Source organism: Ruegeria sp. CDSC021 (genome assembly GCF_059610845.1).
The window spans coordinates 1-17590 of the sequence record NZ_JBXWOK010000013.1 but is presented as its reverse complement, the minus strand read 5'-3'; the positions used below and the strand labels follow the sequence as shown (position 1 = coordinate 17590).

At 56.7% G+C, this 17590-nt stretch carries 17 protein-coding genes; 10 read left to right on the top strand and 7 right to left on the bottom strand.

Going from position 1 to position 17590, the window contains the following annotated elements:
• Window position 1 precedes the first annotated feature (1 nt).
• Complete coding sequence (locus AC2FGB_RS17005) at window positions 2-1090, top strand: ATP phosphoribosyltransferase regulatory subunit (RefSeq protein ID WP_142638892.1); 1089 nt, start codon at window positions 2-4, stop codon at window positions 1088-1090.
• A complete protein-coding gene (hisG, locus tag AC2FGB_RS17000) occupies window positions 1087-1776 on the top strand; it encodes an ATP phosphoribosyltransferase (protein ID WP_271952535.1) in 690 nt (229 codons plus the stop codon). The genes AC2FGB_RS17005 and hisG overlap by 4 nt, the downstream gene beginning before the upstream one ends.
• Here hisG and AC2FGB_RS16995 read toward each other — a convergent pair whose 3' ends face one another.
• Window positions 1777-2208: a DUF1489 family protein gene (locus tag AC2FGB_RS16995; protein WP_281973647.1), complete on the bottom strand. Its 432-nt coding sequence runs from the start codon at window positions 2206-2208 to the stop codon at window positions 1777-1779. It abuts the gene before it with no gap.
• 128 nt (window positions 2209-2336) lie between these two features.
• Between AC2FGB_RS16995 and AC2FGB_RS16990 the strand changes: the two genes are divergently transcribed.
• Window positions 2337-4619 (top strand): adenosylcobalamin-dependent ribonucleoside-diphosphate reductase, encoded by a 2283-nt coding sequence (locus tag AC2FGB_RS16990; RefSeq protein ID WP_496694443.1) that lies wholly within the window; start codon window positions 2337-2339, stop codon window positions 4617-4619.
• Between the two features lie 359 nt (window positions 4620-4978).
• A complete protein-coding gene (locus AC2FGB_RS16985; RefSeq protein ID WP_496694442.1) occupies window positions 4979-5185 on the top strand; it encodes a hypothetical protein in 207 nt (68 codons plus the stop codon).
• Window positions 5186-5277: 92 nt separating this feature from the next.
• Here AC2FGB_RS16985 and AC2FGB_RS16980 read toward each other — a convergent pair whose 3' ends face one another.
• The 4 genes from AC2FGB_RS16980 to AC2FGB_RS16965 form a co-directional block, all read right to left on the bottom strand.
• A complete protein-coding gene (locus AC2FGB_RS16980) occupies window positions 5278-5565 on the bottom strand; it encodes a hypothetical protein (RefSeq protein ID WP_185956726.1) in 288 nt (95 codons plus the stop codon).
• 271 nt (window positions 5566-5836) lie between these two features.
• Window positions 5837-7780 (bottom strand): cytochrome c3 family protein, encoded by a 1944-nt coding sequence (locus AC2FGB_RS16975; RefSeq protein ID WP_496694441.1) that lies wholly within the window; start codon window positions 7778-7780, stop codon window positions 5837-5839.
• Window positions 7781-7836: 56 nt separating this feature from the next.
• Window positions 7837-8814 carry an HAD family hydrolase gene (locus AC2FGB_RS16970; RefSeq protein ID WP_271952630.1) on the bottom strand — a complete coding sequence of 326 codons (978 nt, stop codon included), beginning with the start codon at window positions 8812-8814 and terminating at the stop codon, window positions 7837-7839.
• Window positions 8815-8911: 97 nt separating this feature from the next.
• Complete coding sequence (locus AC2FGB_RS16965; RefSeq protein ID WP_271952628.1) at window positions 8912-10543, bottom strand: arylsulfatase; 1632 nt, start codon at window positions 10541-10543, stop codon at window positions 8912-8914.
• Window positions 10544-10759: 216 nt separating this feature from the next.
• Between AC2FGB_RS16965 and AC2FGB_RS16960 the strand changes: the two genes are divergently transcribed.
• Window positions 10760-11101 (top strand): UvrD-helicase domain-containing protein, encoded by a 342-nt coding sequence (locus AC2FGB_RS16960; RefSeq protein ID WP_271952627.1) that lies wholly within the window; start codon window positions 10760-10762, stop codon window positions 11099-11101.
• Window positions 11102-11360: 259 nt separating this feature from the next.
• On the opposite strand, the gene curA is transcribed toward AC2FGB_RS16960, so the two are convergent.
• Both curA and AC2FGB_RS16950 read right to left on the bottom strand, forming a co-directional pair.
• On the bottom strand, window positions 11361-12392 hold the full coding sequence (gene curA, locus AC2FGB_RS16955) for an NADPH-dependent curcumin/dihydrocurcumin reductase (RefSeq protein ID WP_281973653.1): 1032 nt from the start codon (window positions 12390-12392) through the stop codon (window positions 11361-11363).
• Between the two features lie 658 nt (window positions 12393-13050).
• Entirely contained in the window at window positions 13051-13668 is a 618-nt protein-coding gene (locus AC2FGB_RS16950) for a helix-turn-helix domain-containing protein (RefSeq protein ID WP_142638879.1), read from the bottom strand.
• Window positions 13669-13769: 101 nt separating this feature from the next.
• On the opposite strand from AC2FGB_RS16950, the gene AC2FGB_RS16945 reads away from it, so the two are divergent.
• From AC2FGB_RS16945 to AC2FGB_RS16925, 5 genes are read left to right on the top strand one after another with little or no spacing between them, the layout of a single operon-like run.
• Window positions 13770-14960, top strand: coding sequence for an LLM class flavin-dependent oxidoreductase (locus tag AC2FGB_RS16945; RefSeq protein ID WP_496694440.1), 1191 nt, complete (start codon window positions 13770-13772; stop codon window positions 14958-14960).
• On the top strand, window positions 14953-15630 hold the full coding sequence (locus AC2FGB_RS16940; protein WP_281996098.1) for a glutathione S-transferase family protein: 678 nt from the start codon (window positions 14953-14955) through the stop codon (window positions 15628-15630). Before AC2FGB_RS16945 ends, AC2FGB_RS16940 begins: the two co-directional genes overlap by 8 nt.
• Complete coding sequence (locus AC2FGB_RS16935; protein WP_281973656.1) at window positions 15630-16112, top strand: flavin reductase family protein; 483 nt, start codon at window positions 15630-15632, stop codon at window positions 16110-16112. The genes AC2FGB_RS16940 and AC2FGB_RS16935 overlap by 1 nt, the downstream gene beginning before the upstream one ends.
• Window positions 16109-17005 carry an alpha/beta hydrolase gene (locus AC2FGB_RS16930; RefSeq protein WP_496694439.1) on the top strand — a complete coding sequence of 299 codons (897 nt, stop codon included), beginning with the start codon at window positions 16109-16111 and terminating at the stop codon, window positions 17003-17005. Before AC2FGB_RS16935 ends, AC2FGB_RS16930 begins: the two co-directional genes overlap by 4 nt.
• Entirely contained in the window at window positions 17002-17376 is a 375-nt protein-coding gene (locus AC2FGB_RS16925) for a nuclear transport factor 2 family protein (protein WP_271952617.1), read from the top strand. Before AC2FGB_RS16930 ends, AC2FGB_RS16925 begins: the two co-directional genes overlap by 4 nt.
• Window positions 17377-17590 lie beyond the last annotated feature (214 nt).

Sequence of the window (17590 nt, the reverse complement as noted above, 5' to 3'; positions counted from 1 at the left end):
CATGGCCAACCGTACTCAGATACAGACGCGCGCCGCGATGATGCGGGTGCGTTTCGAGACCGCAGGTGCCCGGGTTGTTGATCCGCCTCTGTTGCAACCGGCTGAAACGTTGCTGGACCTCTATGGGGAAGACATTCGCGCCCGTGCTTACGTGACCTCGGATGCGCTGCATGGTGAACAAATGCTGCGCCCGGATTTCACGCTGCCGGTGGTGCAGATGCACATGTCCGACGGTGCCGAACCGGCGCGCTATACCTACTCGGGTGAGGTGTTTCGAAGGCAGGAACACGATCCGGATCGCGCGAATGAATATATCCAGGTCGGGTATGAGGTGTTTGATCGCACCGATCCGGCCAGTGCCGATGCCGAAGTGTTTTCGCTGTTTGCGCTGCAACTGCGTGGGTTGCCCCTGCGGGCGGCAACCGGGGATATCGGTATTCTGACCGCTGCTGTCCAGGGGCTGAGGACTTCCGACCGGCGCAAGGCGGCCCTGATGCGCCATCTGTGGCGGCCCCGCCGTTTTCGCGTCTTGCTGGACCGTTTCGCTGGGCGCAAGCCGGGGCCTGAAGGACGCAAGACCTTACTCGAGGCTGCTGACCCTTTGGCAACCGACGCGCCTATGATCGGCAAGCGCCGCGCCTCTGAAATTCAGGCGCGGATCGAAGCCCTGCGTGAGGATCGTGATACCCCACCGATTTCCGACAACGAACTGGCCGGGTTGGAAACCCTGCTGAACGTCCGCGAAACCATGCCCTTTGCGCTTGAACAGCTGCGCGACGTGGCGGTGGACTTGCCGCAGATCACCCCGGCACTGGACCGGCTTGAGGCGCGGATCGCGGCCTTGCAAGCGCGCGGCGTGGATGTGGACAGGTTGGATTTCGAAGCGTCTTATGGCCGGACCTCGATGGAGTATTATGATGGGTTTGTCTTTGGTTTCTACGCCGAGGGCCGGCCGGATTTGCCGCCCATTGCCACTGGGGGGCGCTATGATGCACTGACCCGCCACTTGGGCAAAGGGGCAGAAATCCCCGCAGTTGGCGGCGTGCTGCGCCCGGACCTGATGCTGGAGATTGAGGAGGACGCGCAATGAGCCTGAAACTGGGCGTGCCTTCAAAGGGCCGGTTGATGGAAAAGACCTTTTCGTGGTTCGAAAAGCGCGGCATCACCCTGTCTCGCAGTGGGTCGGACCGCGAATATGCCGGTAAGGTGGAAGGGATCGAGGGTGTCTCGCTGATCCTGTTATCGGCGGGGGAAATTCCGCGTGAATTGGCTGCTGGTCGCATTCATCTTGGCGTCACCGGAATTGATCTGGTGCATGAAAAGCTGCCGCGCTGGGAACAGCAGGTCGAAGAAGTATCTCCGCTTGGGTTTGGCAAGGCCGATCTGATCATCGCTACGCCAGCCTGCTGGGTCGACGTGGACACGCTTGATGACCTTGACGCGGCGGCAGCGGCTTTTCGCAAGACCCACGGCCACCGCCTGCGGATTGCCACCAAATACCACCGGTTGGTGCGTGAATTTCTGACAGATGCGGGCGTGGCCGATTATACGCTGGTCGACAGCCAGGGGGCGACCGAAGGCACGGTAATGAATGAAACCGCCGAAGCGATTGCCGATATCACGTCAACGGGGGAAACCCTGCGCGCCAACCATCTGAAAATCCTGACAGACGGGCTGATCCTGCAATCGCAAGCAACCCTATGGCGCAGCCGGGTGGCCAAGTATACGGACGAAGACAAGGATGTTCTGACTGAGGTGCTCGACCGTCTGGCCTGATTACAGCACGCCGATATCCGCCAGCGCGCGGTTTAGATCATCGGGCAGGGCATCGTCCTGCGCGCGGGTTTTTGGCAGATCGGCGGGGGTGTCCTCAGGCTTGAGATAACGCCACCCCTGAAAGGGGCGCTTCAGGGCGTTCTGGGTGCGATGAACCTCAGGATCCAGAATAATGGCGCAGCGGCGAATGCCGTCATCCCCGATCACTTCGTCCATTCGTAGGATGCGCTGACGGCATTGCACAACGCCTTTGATCACCCAATAGATTGATCCGCCATTCAGAATCTCTGCCTCGCGTTTGGGCCACATGCGTGTCACGTGGCGCGGCAATCCGTCCTCGTAAAGAGGCATGCGACTCTCCTGCCATGCGATCAGCGTGTCGACGCTTTCTGATCCGACGGACAGTTTTATGAGGTTTACGTACTTATCCACAGCTTTCCCACAGAGTCGTCCCAAGGCTACCTTTATATTGTAGCCTTCTGCACCGCTTCATCAAGGTGTTGTGGTGAAGGTGCGAATTGGGCTAATCTGGATACCTCTTTCAAGACAGGGAATCACCAATGAGCCGCTTTGCCGCCCCCATCGCCGAGCAGATCTGGGACATGAAATACCGCTTTAAACAGGCGGATGGAACACCCATCGACCAAACGGTTGAAGACAGCTGGCGCCGTATCGCTCGCGATCTGGCCCGCGTGGAACAGGACCCTGCTCATTGGGAAGACAAGTTCTTTGAGGCGTTGGAGGATTTCAAATATCTGCCCGCCGGACGCATCACCGCCGGTGCGGGCACTGCACGCCGGGTGACCCTGTTCAACTGTTTTGTCATGGGAACCATACCAGACAGCATGGGCGGTATTTTCGATATGTTGAAAGAGGCCGCCCTGACCATGCAGCAGGGTGGGGGGATCGGCTATGATTTCTCAACCATTCGTCCGCGTGGGGCGGATGTACACGGGGTGGCGGCGGACGCCTCGGGGCCGCTGAGCTTTATGGATGTGTGGGACGCGATGTGCCGCACGATCATGTCTGCGGGGTCGCGCCGCGGGGCGATGATGGCGACCATGCGCTGCGATCATCCCGATATCGAACAGTTCATCACCGCCAAATCCGACCCGGCCCGTCTGCGCATGTTCAACATGTCGGTTCTGGTGACAGATCCGTTTATGGAGGCAGTCAAGGCCGATGGCCCGTGGGAACTGGTGTTTGATGGCAAGGTCTATCACACCATCCAGGCCCGCGATCTATGGAACAAGATCATGCAGGCCACTTACGACTATGCCGAGCCAGGTGTGATCTTCATCGATCGGATCAATGCCGCCAACAACCTCAGCTATGTCGAGACCATCGCGGCGACGAACCCCTGCGGCGAACAGCCCCTGCCGCCTTATGGCGCCTGCCTGCTGGGCTCGATCAACTTGGCGCGTTTGGTGACCGGACCGTTCGAGGATGCCGCTCATCTGGATGAGGCCGCGCTGAAAGAGCTGGTCGCCACCGCCGTTCGCATGATGGACAATGTGGTCGACGCCTCGAAATTTCCGCTGGCCGAACAAGAGGCTGAGGCGCAAGACAAACGCCGCATTGGTTTGGGTGTCACCGGGCTGGCCGATGCACTGTTGATGCTGGGTCTACGCTATGGCTCTGACGAGGCGGCGCGTCAGACCGAGCGCTGGTTGCACGCAATCGCCCGCGCCGCGTATCTGGCGTCGGTCGATTTGGCAAAGGAAAAGGGGGCGTTTCCCTTGTTCGAAGCCGAGAAGTACCTGGCCAGCGGCACAATGCTGCAGATGGATGACGACGTACGCAATGCGATCCGCGAACACGGCATCCGCAACGCGCTGCTGACGTCGATTGCCCCGACGGGGACGATATCCCTGTACGCGGGCAACGTCTCTTCGGGGATCGAACCGGTCTTTGCCTATGCGTATACGCGCAAGGTCCTGCAAAAAGATGGCTCACGCACCGAAGAAGAAGTCGTGGATTACGCCGTTCAGATGTGGCGCGACAAGTTTGGTGATAAGGACCTGCCCGACTATTTCGTCAACGCGCAGACGCTGCCTCCGTCTGATCATGTCAAGATGCAGGCGGCGGCACAGAAATGGATCGACAGCTCGATTTCCAAGACGATCAACTGCCCCGAGGATATCAGCTTTGACGCTTTCAAAGATGTCTACATGCAGGCCTGGGATCAGGGCTGCAAAGGGTGCACGACCTATCGCCCCAACGATGTGACTGGGTCGGTTCTGACCGTATCAGAGAGTGCCGACAAAGCTCCTGGAGAAAGTGCGGATGCGCCGCACGAGGTTGATGGCGGTGATGTCATCTATATGTCCGAACCGCTGGACCGCCCACAATCGCTAGAGGGGTCAACATATAAGTTGAAATGGCCCGACAGCGAGCATGCGATTTACCTGACCATAAATGACATCGTCATTGGCGGCCGCCGTCGTCCGTTCGAGGTCTTCATCAACTCCAAGAACATGGAGCATTACGCATGGACGCTTGCGCTGACCCGCATGATCTCGGCCGTGTTCCGTCGGGGCGGTGATGTGTCCTTTGTGGTCGAGGAACTCAAGGCGGTGTTCGACCCGCGCGGCGGGGCCTGGGTGAAAGGCAAATACATCCCCTCGATCCTGGCCGCGATTGGCGGAGTGATCGAGCAGCACTTGATCAATATCGGCTTCCTTGAGGGCGAAGGGATGGGGCTGAAATCCGACCCTCAGGCGCAAGTGGTCAACCTCGACGGCCCCCGCGGCAAAGCCTGCCCGTCCTGCGGTCAGTTCGACATGGTGATGATCGAAGGATGCATGACCTGCCGTAGCTGCGGTCACTCTAAATGCGGGTGAGCTGAAGTAGTGGATTCTGTTGTTGGTACACCAAGCAATTGAGACCCAAATCAGCGATTTTTTCGCCCAAAGACAAGGTCTTTGTCGGCCAAGTATCAAAATCCCCTTGTTATCATAGGGGCGGGAAAGCGTTTGATTTTCTTAACAGATGCTTTCTCAGCCAGTATCAATAGTACGAAGGTATTGACGTGCGTCCGGCAATAGGGCTGTTTCATTCTATGACGACATCACAGCATATCTTTCTCATACGATTTCTCTGATCTGCCCCTGTTAGGGCCGACCGTTGGCTGCTTCTCAATTCTACTCTTCTTCGCACGTTGTCGGTCGGTTTTTCTCACTGGATAGATGAGGGAACTGCTATGAAGACCATCAAACTCCTACTCGCCACTGATCCCAATTTTAAAAAAGATGCTCTTATGCATCGGTTCACTGAATATTTGAAGAAATTGCGCAAAACGCGGCTAGCCAGAGAATTCATCGGAGACGATGAACATTCGGTCGATCTCGGCGGAGATGATTTCGATAAAGTTGCTCGCGAACTATCGGATGGTGTCGCGCTAACTTGAGATGACAAGCGGCGCATCAAAAATCTAGTTCAGCGCATCCCAAAACACAGGGCTGAAGCCTCAGGTCTTAGGCATCTTTCGGAGAAAGAAATCTAACGACTGCGCCCACTAATGAATGAGGTTCGCTTGGTGGAGCCGAGAGACGAGCACTGGGTGGACGAGACAGTATCTTCTTTACATGAAGAAATGCCGTGGATGTCTGCCGACACCAATGAGGGCTGGCACGCGTTGCGGCGCATCTCTAGTATCAAAGATACAATCTCGTTGCCGAAGGACAGGTCCGTGTACATATAGTCGGTGAGAAAGCTCCATTTCCCGTTACTGGCGGCAAAGGCTCCCATAAAGGCAAAGTCCAGATTCTCAAGAGCGTCGCCAAACATGAGTGCGCCCTTGATCTGCCCTGAGGGTGTATCGATTGCGGTTTTGGTCTCGGGCGCGAACAGGTAGATCGTTGCCTCGTAGTTCCAGTCAGTATTCTGAGCAGACGCGGGCCCGGATGCCGGCAACTGCCGGCACGATTGCGGTCAAGATCGTTTTCATAGGCAGTGCCTTTTGAGCTAATGTTTCATTGTGTGCAGGGTGGCTTCAGGGATAGCAGAAGCTGAGCAGCTCAGCGGTCCGCTCTGAGGTTCCGGATTCTGGCAAGAGCAGTCACTCGCTATCTCCTTGCGGCACAGGTTTTCCTTCCAGCTCTGCCTGTGCGGCCAGAAGTGCGGGATGTTCCGGATTGGCTGACAGAGCTTCTGCCACAACCGCGGCGGCAGCAACGCGTCCTTGGGTTGCCGCTGTGATCCTGGCCAGCATCATCCATGCATCCAGCCGTTGCGGATCCAGCCGCACCACCTCGCGGAACGCGGATGTGGCCATGCCCATGTTGCGCATGGCCAGTGCCACACCGCCCAGTTGGAGGTGGGTTTCAGGAAAATCGAGCCGGTTTGCCATGGCATCCTGCCATTCAGCCATGGCGGCTTGCAGCTCTCTGGCGGTTCCGTTCTGGAGGCGGTTCTCCGTATCACCCAGCATCGCGCGGGCAGCGGCCATGCGCACATTGCGGGCAGGGTCGGCAAATACAGCGGCCAGGCGCTTGCCCCTTTCCTGAAGCGGTGCAAGGCGCTGCAGAGAGGCCGCGGCAGCGCGGACAAGCGGATCCGGGTCCCGCAGCAGGTCCGTCAGCCTAGCGGCGAACAGCGGGTCGTTGGACTGCTCCAGAAGCCAGAGCGCAGTGGCCCGCACGATGCCCGGCTGGCTGGTATTCTGCGCAAGCGCTGTCAAGTCGCCGGCGGCCGCTGCCGCATCGGCACGTCCCCGCGCCAGCATCTCCCCGTAATGTCGGCCACGATTTCTGTCGTCCGGATACCAAGCGGAAATCTGTGCAGCTGCCCAGGCTGCGTCCTGGCCGCCGTGGCAGGCGGTGCAGGCATCCGGTGCTCCCGTCACCGGCGAAAGATCCGGCCGGGGAATGCGGAAGGAGTGATCGGCGCGCCAGTCGTTGCCCATGTAGACGCGTTCTGGCATGTGGCAGGACTGGCACTTCGCTCCGGCGCTGTTTTCCGGGTGGAAGTGATGTGCAGGGCTGTCGTAGTCCGCTGCTGTGAGTGTTGGGAAATCCGGATTGCCCGCCGCGCTGTGGCATTGGGTGCAAAGGCCGTTGCCTTCTGCCTTCAGCTCCAGACTGTGCGCGCCGTGGCAATTCAGGCAAGTCACGCCCCGAGCATGCATCTTAGATTGCAGAAAGGAGCCGTAGACATAGACCTCGTCCTGGATCTGCCCGTCCGCGTGGTAAAGTCCTGGGCGCAAAAGCGCGAGCGTGTAGGCATCATGAAAACGCGTGCCTGGCACCGGGTTGCCGTCCAAGTTGGCCTCGCGTCTGGAATGGCACGTCGCACATTGTTCAACTGCCTGCCGAGGATCGGCGAAATCCACAGGAAATCCATGGTTTGCGGGCGGCGGTGTCCTTGTCGTTTCCCATGTATCAGCCCAATCAACGTGGTCCTTTCCCGGTCCGTGGCAGGCCTCGCAGCCAACGCCTATTTCGACCTGGGTTGATGCATAGCTTAAACGGCTTGCGTCGTAGTTTTTGCGGAACCCGGTGGCGTGGCACTCTGCACAGCGCGCATTCCAGGTCTTGTAGGGACCTGTCCAATGCAGACCATCCAACGGAGGCAGGGTCTGGTCCGGATAAAGGTGGAACCACTTCTCCTCTTCGGTGTCCCAGGCCACGTCAAAACTCTGCAGTTGCCCCGGTTCGGTCTCGAGAAGATATTGCTGCAGCGGTTCGATCCCCGCAACCGAATGCACTTGGTATTCCGCCTGCGATCCATCCTTTTCGATCACCTCGACGTAGTATTCGCCCTCCGCTCCTGTCTGAAACCGGGCAGTCATACCGTCATGGTGAAAGGCCGTTCCGCCGAAGTCACCTGCGACCGTCTCCCGCGACGGCGTTGTCCAGGCCTGAGCGTGATGCGATCCTGCCCAGCCTGCGGCACTGTCCTTATGGCAACCGGTGCAACGATCCGACCCCAAGTAGCCATCAAGGCTCTGGGCCATCGCTGGCAGACCCAGCAGCAAGAGAAGGATCAAGACTACAATCTGCATTTTCAGAGGGCCATCCGGTTTTCTGGGTCGTTCATGCACAGGGATGGTGCAGGGCTTCATTCGCGGCTCGGCCAGATCCGCTCCCAATCACGGGCCATGTCGATTACCAGCCAACCGCGGCTAGCTGCTTCATCAAGTCCGCGTGCAAGCTGCCCGATATGGCTTTCACGGCCGTAAGCGTATTCGCGTTCGCTGTCAGTATGGTGCAGCAGGATGCCCAGCCGCGCACCTTCGCCCGCAGTAGTCCACTCAAGCATCTGGAAATCTCCATCGGAATTTCCCACTGCGATCACCGGCCGTCGCCCGATGCGGGCCTCGATAGCAATGGGCTTACCTGCCTTGTCGTCAATGAAGAATAAACCGGGGTCCTTCATCACCCGCGGCGGTCCGTCCCCGGCGGAATAACTGCCATTTCCGATGGACCCGATGACCTGCTCGGGCGGAATGTTATAGGCGCTTTCAGAGAACACCCGGATGAAATGCAGGCCGCCGCCTGAGGCGATGTAAGTACGGAAGCCTTCATCGCGCAGATAGGTCAAGAGCTCCAGCATGGGTTGATAGACCATTTGGTCATAGGCCAGGCCTGTGCCGGAATGCCTGGCCGTGTCCAGCCAGCTGCGCACGGCGGCCTGGAACTCGTCCACCGTCAGGCCGGAGTGGGTGGTGGAGACGATTTCCAAAAGTCCCTCAGTGCCCGAGGCGGCCACTGTCTCCATGTCGCCTTCGACTGCGGCCCGCAGCACGTCAGACGTGAGCACCCCGGGATCAGCAGCGGCCATTTCTTTCAATCGGTCGATGGCAAATAGCAGTTGAAAGTAGACCGGCTGTTCTGCCCAGAGCGTGCCGTCATTGTCGAAGGTCGCAATACGCGCGGCCGGGGTGACATAATCAGGTGAATCCGGGTCCGTTATGCCTTCGACAAACGCAATGATCCGATCCTTGGTGGCCGTATCCGTCCAAGACGGCAAAGGGTCAGCGAGCGGAGCTGATGCAAACAGAATTGTCAAAGGAATTGAAATTAGCAGAGCACGCATAGGGACAACCTCCGCAAGTGCAGGGAAAGGGATGCCGAGGCAACCGGAAAATTAGGCGCCCCGACGGAATACTCCGTCGGGACGAAGTGGGATGAGTCTACTGCGAGCCGCCCGGCTGCGACAGCTTCTCCATTACCTTGTCGAGGCTGAACGAAGCCGCCTCCTGCCGCGGTGGGTATTCTTCGAAGGTTGCCAGGAACTGCCCAACATAAGCCTGGGCCGGCACCAGCATGAAGGCATGGTCGAGCAGCCAGTCGTAATAGGTGTTCGACGTCCGGTAACCGCGTTCATAAGGGTCGCGGCGCAGGTTGAAGATCAGCGGCACGCGCAGCGGCGTCAGCGGCTCCATCCAGGCCCGGAGAGTTCCCCAGGCCTTCTGCTCGAGGAAGGTGATCTTCCAGTTGTTGAGCCGGATCGCCGCGAGGTCGCCGTCGTCAGTGAAGTAGAAGATCTCATTACGCGGGCTCTTGTCCGTGTCACCCTTGAGCATTGGCAATAGGTTGTAGCCGTCGAGATGGACACGATACTCGCGGCCTGCCATTTCCGGAACGGTGATGCCTTCGAGCAAATCTTCCTTGATGGTTTCATTGCCTGCAGCGGCCAGGAATGTTGGCAGCCAATCCATGTGATGCACGATCTCGTTCGAGATCGTTCCGGGCGCGATATTACTGGGCCAGCGGACCATAGCAGGCACCCGCCAGGCGCCTTCCCACTGGGTGTTCTTCTCGCCCCAGAACGGGGTCATTCCGGCATCCGGCCATGTGTTCATATGGACGCCGTTATCAGTGGAATAGAACACGATGGTGTTATCGGCGATGCCGAGCTCGTCAAGCTTTTCGAGGAACTTGCCGATATCCATGTCGTGTTCGATCATGCCGGCAGTGTATTCATCAGCTTTTTCCCCATTGTATAACTCATCCGCGAGCGCGCGGTTCTCTTCGCTAACGTGGGTACGGAAATGCATCCGTGTGCCGCTCCACCACAGGAACCACGGGGTGCCGGCGTTGGTCTGTTCCTCCATCCAGGCAATTGCAGCATCTGATGTCTCGTCGTCCACAATCTCCATCCGCTTCCGGGTCAGTGCCCCGGTATCCTCGATATTCTGGGTGATTTCATTTTCGCCGTAGGTCGCGGTCACGTTCAAAACACCACGCGGACCGAACCGTTCAAGGAACGTCGTGCCGTCTGCCAACACCATATCCTTCGGGTAGTCCTCGTTTTCCGGCTCTTCTTCGGCGTTCAGATGGTAGAGATTTCCGAAAAACACATCGAAACCGTGGTTCGTCGGAAGGTGTTCATCCCGGTCTCCCAGATGGTTCTTTCCGAATTGACCGGTGGCATAGCCTTCGGCTTTGAGGAGGCCGGCAATGGTGGGATCTTCGATCTGCATACCTTCCTTGGCACCGGGCAGGCCGACCTTGGAAAGGCCGGTGCGGAAGACCGACTGGCCCATGATAAAGGATGACCGGCCAGCCGTGCAGGATTGTTCACCGTAGTAGTCGGTGAAGATCATACCTTCTCTGGCAACCCGGTCGATATTCGGCGTTTGATAACCCATCAACCCCATTGTGTATGCGGAGATATTGGATTGGCCGATGTCGTCGCCCCAAATGACGAGAACGTTCGGCTTGCCGCCCGCGCTGCCTTCCTGGGCAAGCGCCGGCGCAATCCCAATGCTTAAAATCAGGAACCCGGCCGCGACGGCCCTGTTCAAATACGAAACTGGCATAATCGGTCACTCCCTCACATTCGCTAACAGTGAAACTTGAGTTGGTCGCAGACAAGCACCAAGCGAGAGGTTTTGTCCGCCCGTAGAACATTTCGAGTGGGATCAACTATCCATAAGTTGAATGTATGGCGCAACACTTTCTTTTTTTGGGCAATCTTTCGGTTGTCGGCCATTGTGTCTAGGCCGTTGCGGACCGGCACGTCATCAGGAACTGCCATGGCCTGCAAGCGGAGTCCTTGGCGCACGAGCCGGAGGCCCACGCGCACTGCAGGCTTTCCGGTCATCTTTGTCGATGAAGGTCAGGACACAGACCCGGCCTTTGTGGATGCGCTCCGCGAAGTGGCGCAGGCGGTTTCACTAGGCTTCTGTCTCGGCTTCTTCGGCGATCCGGAGCAGAAAATTTACATGCAAGGTGCCGGACAAATTCCGCCTGAAGAGGGATGGGAGATGTCTGACGTCAGCGCCAACCTGACGTTGACGTATTACAATATCATCGAATGCTGCGTTTGCTTCGATGGCCGCTATGAGCCGATTGTGTTGAAAAACTCGAGTATCTGACGGCTGCATTTGCGTCGCCGCTGGCGACATACACGCCTCCCAAAGCAATGTGCCCGCACGCAAAATCCCTGTCGAGCGTCATCCGAATGCCGTGACGGGCGACTAAACTTCTGAAAGTGGCGCATCCTTCCAGTAGCCCGAATGGCAGATTTCGGGATCAGCCGAGAAGATCGAACCTTTGGCTCAACTGCAGCTTTGGGCCGTTACTTTGACGATGGAACCATCCAAAGAACGATGCAATGTCTGGCTGCGTGTCCGGCTAACCAACTTTTACGACCATCTTTCCAAAGTTACCGCCGGCCAGCAGTTGATTGAATGCTTCCGGAGCATTTTCAAGCCCCTCAACCACATGTTCCTTGTAGCTTATTGAACCGTTTTTGAGCCAAGCCGTCATATCGCGGACAAACTCCTGATACACGTCGGCACCAAAGTTGTCGAAGATTATGAAACCCTGCATTCTGACTTTCATCCGCAGGATCGTGCCCATGATCGCAGGGCCCATATCCGGGCCGTCCGGTAGGCCGGGCAGGTTGTACCAGGATACAATCCCGCAGACGGGCACCCGTGCAAACGGGTTCAAGAGCGGCAATACGGCATAGAGAACTTTGCCGCCAACGTTTTCGAAATACACGTCAATTCCACTTGGACAAGCCTCGCGCAGTTGCGCTGCCAGATCATCAGATCGATGGTCCAAACATGCGTCAAATCCAAGGTTTTCGACTACATGAGCACATTTTTCAGAACCGCCTGCGATGCCCACTACGCGACATCCTTTTAGCTTTGCGATCTGACCGACTGTTGCGCCTACCGGGCCGGCTGCGGCAGCCACAACAACTGTTTCACCGGCTTTTGGCTCCCCGATTTTCAGAAGCCCGGCATAAGCCGTGTAGCCTGGCATTCCGAGAATTCCGAGCGACCAAGACGGGTTGTCCGGAGATTTACCCAACTTAACGACCTGCGTTCCGTCTGAGACAGCAAAATCCTGCCACCCGCTTGTATTGAGCACATACTCTCCGACTTCGTATCCTTCGATGTTGGATTTGACCACCTGCCCGACGACCTGCGCCGTCATAACACCGCCAATCGGAACGGGTTCGGCATAGGATTTAGCGTCATTCATTCGGCCACGCATGTAAGGATCCAACGACAGGTACACCGTACGTACCAGCATTTCGTCTGGTCCAGGTTCAGGAACGCTCGTGGTTTCCAGGCGCAATGTATTCTCGTCCGGTTGTCCGGTTGGGCGATTGGCGAGAACAATACGACGATTGGTGGCGGATGCTTGGGGCATTGTGACCTCTCATAAGACGGCTTTCTTGCAACAGAGACCAAATTCCGCTGCAGAGCAACACGACAGCACCGACGAGTTCGAAAAACCTATAGACGTGGCCCAATCACGCACGATCTGCGCATTGAAATGCCCAAACGCTCATGGAAACGCCCTGCTAAAAAGTAATCAAACCCGACCTTAGGTTCGTCTTCCATTCACCTCTCGACTGAGGTTCTGGTTCCTTCATGAATCTCGAAGTGGAGGGGTCTCTGAGTCTTGCTTTGCAGGTCTGAAGCTTGCTCATGGATCTGACCAGAAGCCATGACATCATAGACTTCAATCGTGACCAAGCCATAGCCGCACAATTTACTGTCGATGGCCATATCGAAGAGAGCGAGATCGCGATGGTTAGCTGCGAGCGGACGCAGTGTCTCAAATGCAGTGCGAGAGGAGAATCTGGTGTTGCTGTTCAGCGGAAGGGGTAACCATTCATGCAGACCGTAGCGGCGATTAGTGGTCGAATTTACAGATCGCAGGACAAAGCCAACTGTTGTCTCTATTGACCAAATGACTGGTTTTGGCCCAAGCAGTTAGGTCAGACCTGTGGGCTTTTCCGAATGCCATTATCCGTTGCTTTGTATCAAAAGCAATTCTCGCAATAGCGATGGCTGGCCAATAATCACCAAGTAATCCGTATTGGCGACATCGCCCAGACCATTGTGGCCTCTTTGTCAGTCCGGTTGCGGAACCGATGCGCGATCATTGAAGGGTAGGAAAAGCTGTCGCCTTTGCGAAGAACTATGATTTCTTCACCAAGGCGCAGCTCCACTTCGCCACTCAAGACGATCGCATGTTGCTCGCCCTCGAAGGAATAGCCTTCCTGGGGTTCGGGCGGTGTACCGGCCCCTGGGCGGAACCGGGACAGGATCAGATAGCATTGTCCGGATAGTGTGCTGGATAGCAGTTCGTCTTCGAATCCCAACTCCTGGGTTGTTCGCGTGTACATGTTGGAAAGCGCCCTGCGATTTTCTTTGCGTACGACGTGTTTGCGCTCCAATGGTCCGGCACCCGATTGCTTGGGAAAGAACCAGTTGGGATCGACCGAGAGCGCTTCGCTGATCTCTCGCAGAAGCTCCGCCGATGCTTTTGCTGATCCCAGCTCGATCCGGCTCAGATACGCCGTCGAGCAGGATACCGTTTCCGAAAGGTCTTGTAACGTCAGGCCACGCGCCTTGCGCACTTCGCGGATTTCGCTGCCAAGCCGTTGAGTGTCAGTATCAGTAACGTTGCTATTCATGCATTCGGGATAAGAGATTTTTGTTGATTTTTCGAGTAAAATTCAACTTAGTTGAAAATTGGGTAATAATTCAACTTACCACATCTGTCCGGGAGATCGCTATGCGCTTTGATTTGATTGCCAATTTCAGTCCTGGTGAGACGATTCCCTGGACCCGGACATTGGAGATGATCCTCGAACAATGTTCGCTGGCAGAGCAGGCTGGATTCACGACCGCCTGGTTCACAGAACATCACTTTGCCCATAACGGCTATATGAACGCGCCGCCCAACCCGATCCAGATGGGTACGCATGTGGCTGCTCACTGCACAAAACTGCGGGTTGGAACGGCGCCCATCATCTTGCCGGACTGGCACCCATTGCGCGTGGCCGAAGACGCGGCGATGCTGGATAACATGTCGCTGGGCCGGTTCGATTTTGGTGTCGCCAAGGGTATCAATGAGCGCTCGACTATCCAGTTCAATTCGGACGCGGATCGGCGCGACAACGGCAAGGTGATGCGCCTCTATCAAGAGAGCCTGGATATTATTCTGAAGGCGTGGACCAACGACGCCTTCACCCATCAAGGTGAGTTCTATGAGTTCCCAGTTCCAGGCTGGAAAGAAACCAACCGTTTTTTTGAACCGCTGGACCCGCGCTATCACGACGAGAATGGCGAGTACAAAGCGATATACGTGCATCCACGCCCGTATTCTGATCCGCACCCACCGGTCTGGCTCATGTCGAATGCGCCTCCTACATTCAAGCTTGCTGGTGAAAAAGGGTGGGGTGTGATCTCGATGGCCGCTGGACCCAAGGCGACACTGGCCTGCTGGGAACCCTACCGCGAGGCGCTTTCCAAACGTGAAGGGCGCAATGTGAAACCAGGGGAAGGCGTTGGCGTCTGCACGGCCTTCTATGTTGGTGCAAGCATGGAGGAGGCTGTGAACACCATTCGTGGCCCGATCAATGCCTATTACGAATTCCTCGGCGGGTCGCGCCCCAAGGGCGAGTGGACAAAACATGGCTATCTTGATGTCGGCGAAGAGATGACTTCTGAGGACGAAGAGATGGATTGGTTCGATTTCCTCAATAAACGCGGGATCATTGTGGTTGGTGACGCCGAATATGTAGCGGATCGTTTTGCCGAGCGGCAGGAAACCATCGGCCTCGACCACCTCATGTTGATGCAGCAATACACTGGCGTTCCCTATGAGAAAATCCTGTCCAGTTGGCATCGACTGTTTGAGCATGTCGTTCCAAAATTCGGGACACAATCCATCGCGCAGAAAAGGATGTTGGAACATGCTTGAAATTTGGGGGCGGCCCTATTCATCAAACGTTATTCCGGTGATTTGGACAGCCAATGAGTTGGGATTGGACTATACGCTGCAACTGGCCGGGGGCAGCTTTGGCAAGCTCGACACTGATATGTACGCGCAGATCAATCCCAACAAAATGATCCCGGCGATCCGCGATGGGGATTTCGCGCTTTGGGAAAGCCTCGCCATTGTGCGGTATCTCTGCGACCGGTACGGCGCGGGAACGTTTAGCCCCTCTGACCTACAGACCCGCGCCATCGCGGATCAATGGATGGAGTGGTCCGCCAGCCGTGCCTTCGGGCCGGTGATTTACCTGTTTTTTGCAACTGTGCGCACCCAATCCGACCAACGGGACCCGGAACAGATCGCCAAACTTCGCGATGAGGCGCATGAAGCACTGACCATTCTGGATCAGCACCTTGCGGATAAGGCCTATGTCTGTGGCGACAGCTTTACCATGGCGGATATTCCGCTGGGTTGCGTGGCGTATCGCTATTTCAATGTCGAGGTCGACCGCCCACCGTTGCCCAATGTCGAAGCGTGGTACGAACGATTGGCGGAACGCCCCGCATACCGGGGTCACGTCATGCGTCATTTCGGCACAAACCCGGATGAGTGGGCCGCCCTTGAAAAGGCCTGTGTCAGTGAAGGAGTTCTGTGATGGACTTGCGTGACTTTCGCCGTGCGCTTGGCGCTTTTCCGACAGGGGTCACAATCGTGGCCACTTATGACCCCGAGGGCATGCCTTGGGGCCTGACCGCCAACTCCTTCACCTCGGTCTCACTCGAACCGCCTGTGATCTCTGTCTGTGTCGCAAAATCGGGTCGCGTGTTCCCGACGCTGTCCAGGTCTGATCATTTCGCGGTCAACATCCTGTCCGCGGATCAGAAAGCTCTGGCGTTGCATTTTGCCAGCAATGTGGAAAACCGGTTTGCCGATACGGAATGGACTCCTGGGGCCAAGACGCCTTTGGTCCCCGGTGCATCTGCGCATCTGGAATGCACCGTGCACAACCGGGTTGATGCAGGTGATCATGAAATCCTCTTGGGACGTGTCGTGAACTATGCCCATGCACCCGTTCCTCCGCTGGTCTTTTGTCGCGGCGCGTTCTTTTCCGCGCCCCAATCGGAGGCAGTATCATGAGTGATCACCTGACTTTCCACACCCGGTTCAGCCCTGACGAATTCGACGCGCAGTACAATTTGCGGGCTGGGCGGCCGGACTATGAAGTGACCGTCATTCCCGGGTGGAGCCGCGACAGCGCCCACGCGCGTGCAACATCCGATTGCAGCCTAGATATCCGCTATGGAGAAGGTGAAAAACAAAAGCTGGATGTCTTCCGCTGCGCGGACACCGCCGCACCGACATTGGTCTATTTCCACGGCGGCTATTGGCAGCGTGGCGACAAATCGATCTACAGCTTCATTGCGCCGCCGTTTGTTGAGGCGGGGTTCAATGTTGTTGTCATCGGATACGATCTTTGCCCGTCTGTGACCATCACGAGAATTTCAGAAGAAGCGCGTGAGGCCATGTCCTTTGTCTGGCGCAATGCGGGCGCATTGGGCATCAATCCAGACCGTCTCTGCGTTATGGGCCATTCCGCTGGCGGCCATATTACCCAGATGATGATGGCGACCGATTGGCCGGCATTTGACGATGACTTGCCCGCAGACCTGATTAAATCTGGCATTCCGGTCTCACCGCTCAGCTATCTTGAGCCGGTCCGCCTGACCGAGGCTTTGAATGCGGGCATCCAAATGGATCCGGCAGAAGCCCAGGCCGAAAGCCCGATGACCAAGCACCCACCGGGTACCAATGCCCCTCAGCTGGTCGTCGTCGGCGGCGCAGAAACCGACGAGTTCCACAGGCAGGCACGAATGTATGTCGAAAAATACGAAACAGCAGACCGCAAGATGGGTCTCTATTTCGTGCCCGATGTGGATCACTTTGACGAACTGAATGTGCTGGTCGACCCGGCGAGCCCCTTCTTCAAACACACTTGCGATATGCTTCAAGGAAAAGGACCGAAATCATGACCGCTTTGACCCGAGACCTAGTCGACTCTGTCGGTGACGCGTTTAACGCCAATGACATCGATGCCGTAATGAGACACTTCGCAACCGACGCTACATTTGATCACGCTGTTGGCCCCGAAGAACATGGCGTGCGTCTGGAAGGAGCCGAAACCATTCGTGGTGCTTTTGCAGCCCTGTTCGAAAAGGTCGCGAACGTGCATTGGGAAACGCTCGACTGCGCTATTTCCGGCAACAAGGCTTATTGCGAATATCGCCGTACAGCCGTGCACAAGGATGGTTCAAAAGAAGAGTTTCTAAGCGTTGACATCCTGACCTACCGAGACGGGCTGATTGTCCATAAAGACACGTATTACAAGCAACGTACAAGCTGACCCGACAGCCTTTGATGCAGCCAAGCACGCAGCAGTTTTGTAAGAGGGAACCTATCTCGCTTTGACAAACCGCTGCGTCGGCAATCAAGTTCCGTTTCGCGCAATCCGTTATTGCGTAATGAAAAGATGCGAAAACATCTAGGGTCAGGACCCATTGATTTCCGTTTTGCGGCGTGATTCACGGTTCAAAAACGAGCGGTGAACATGTCTGATC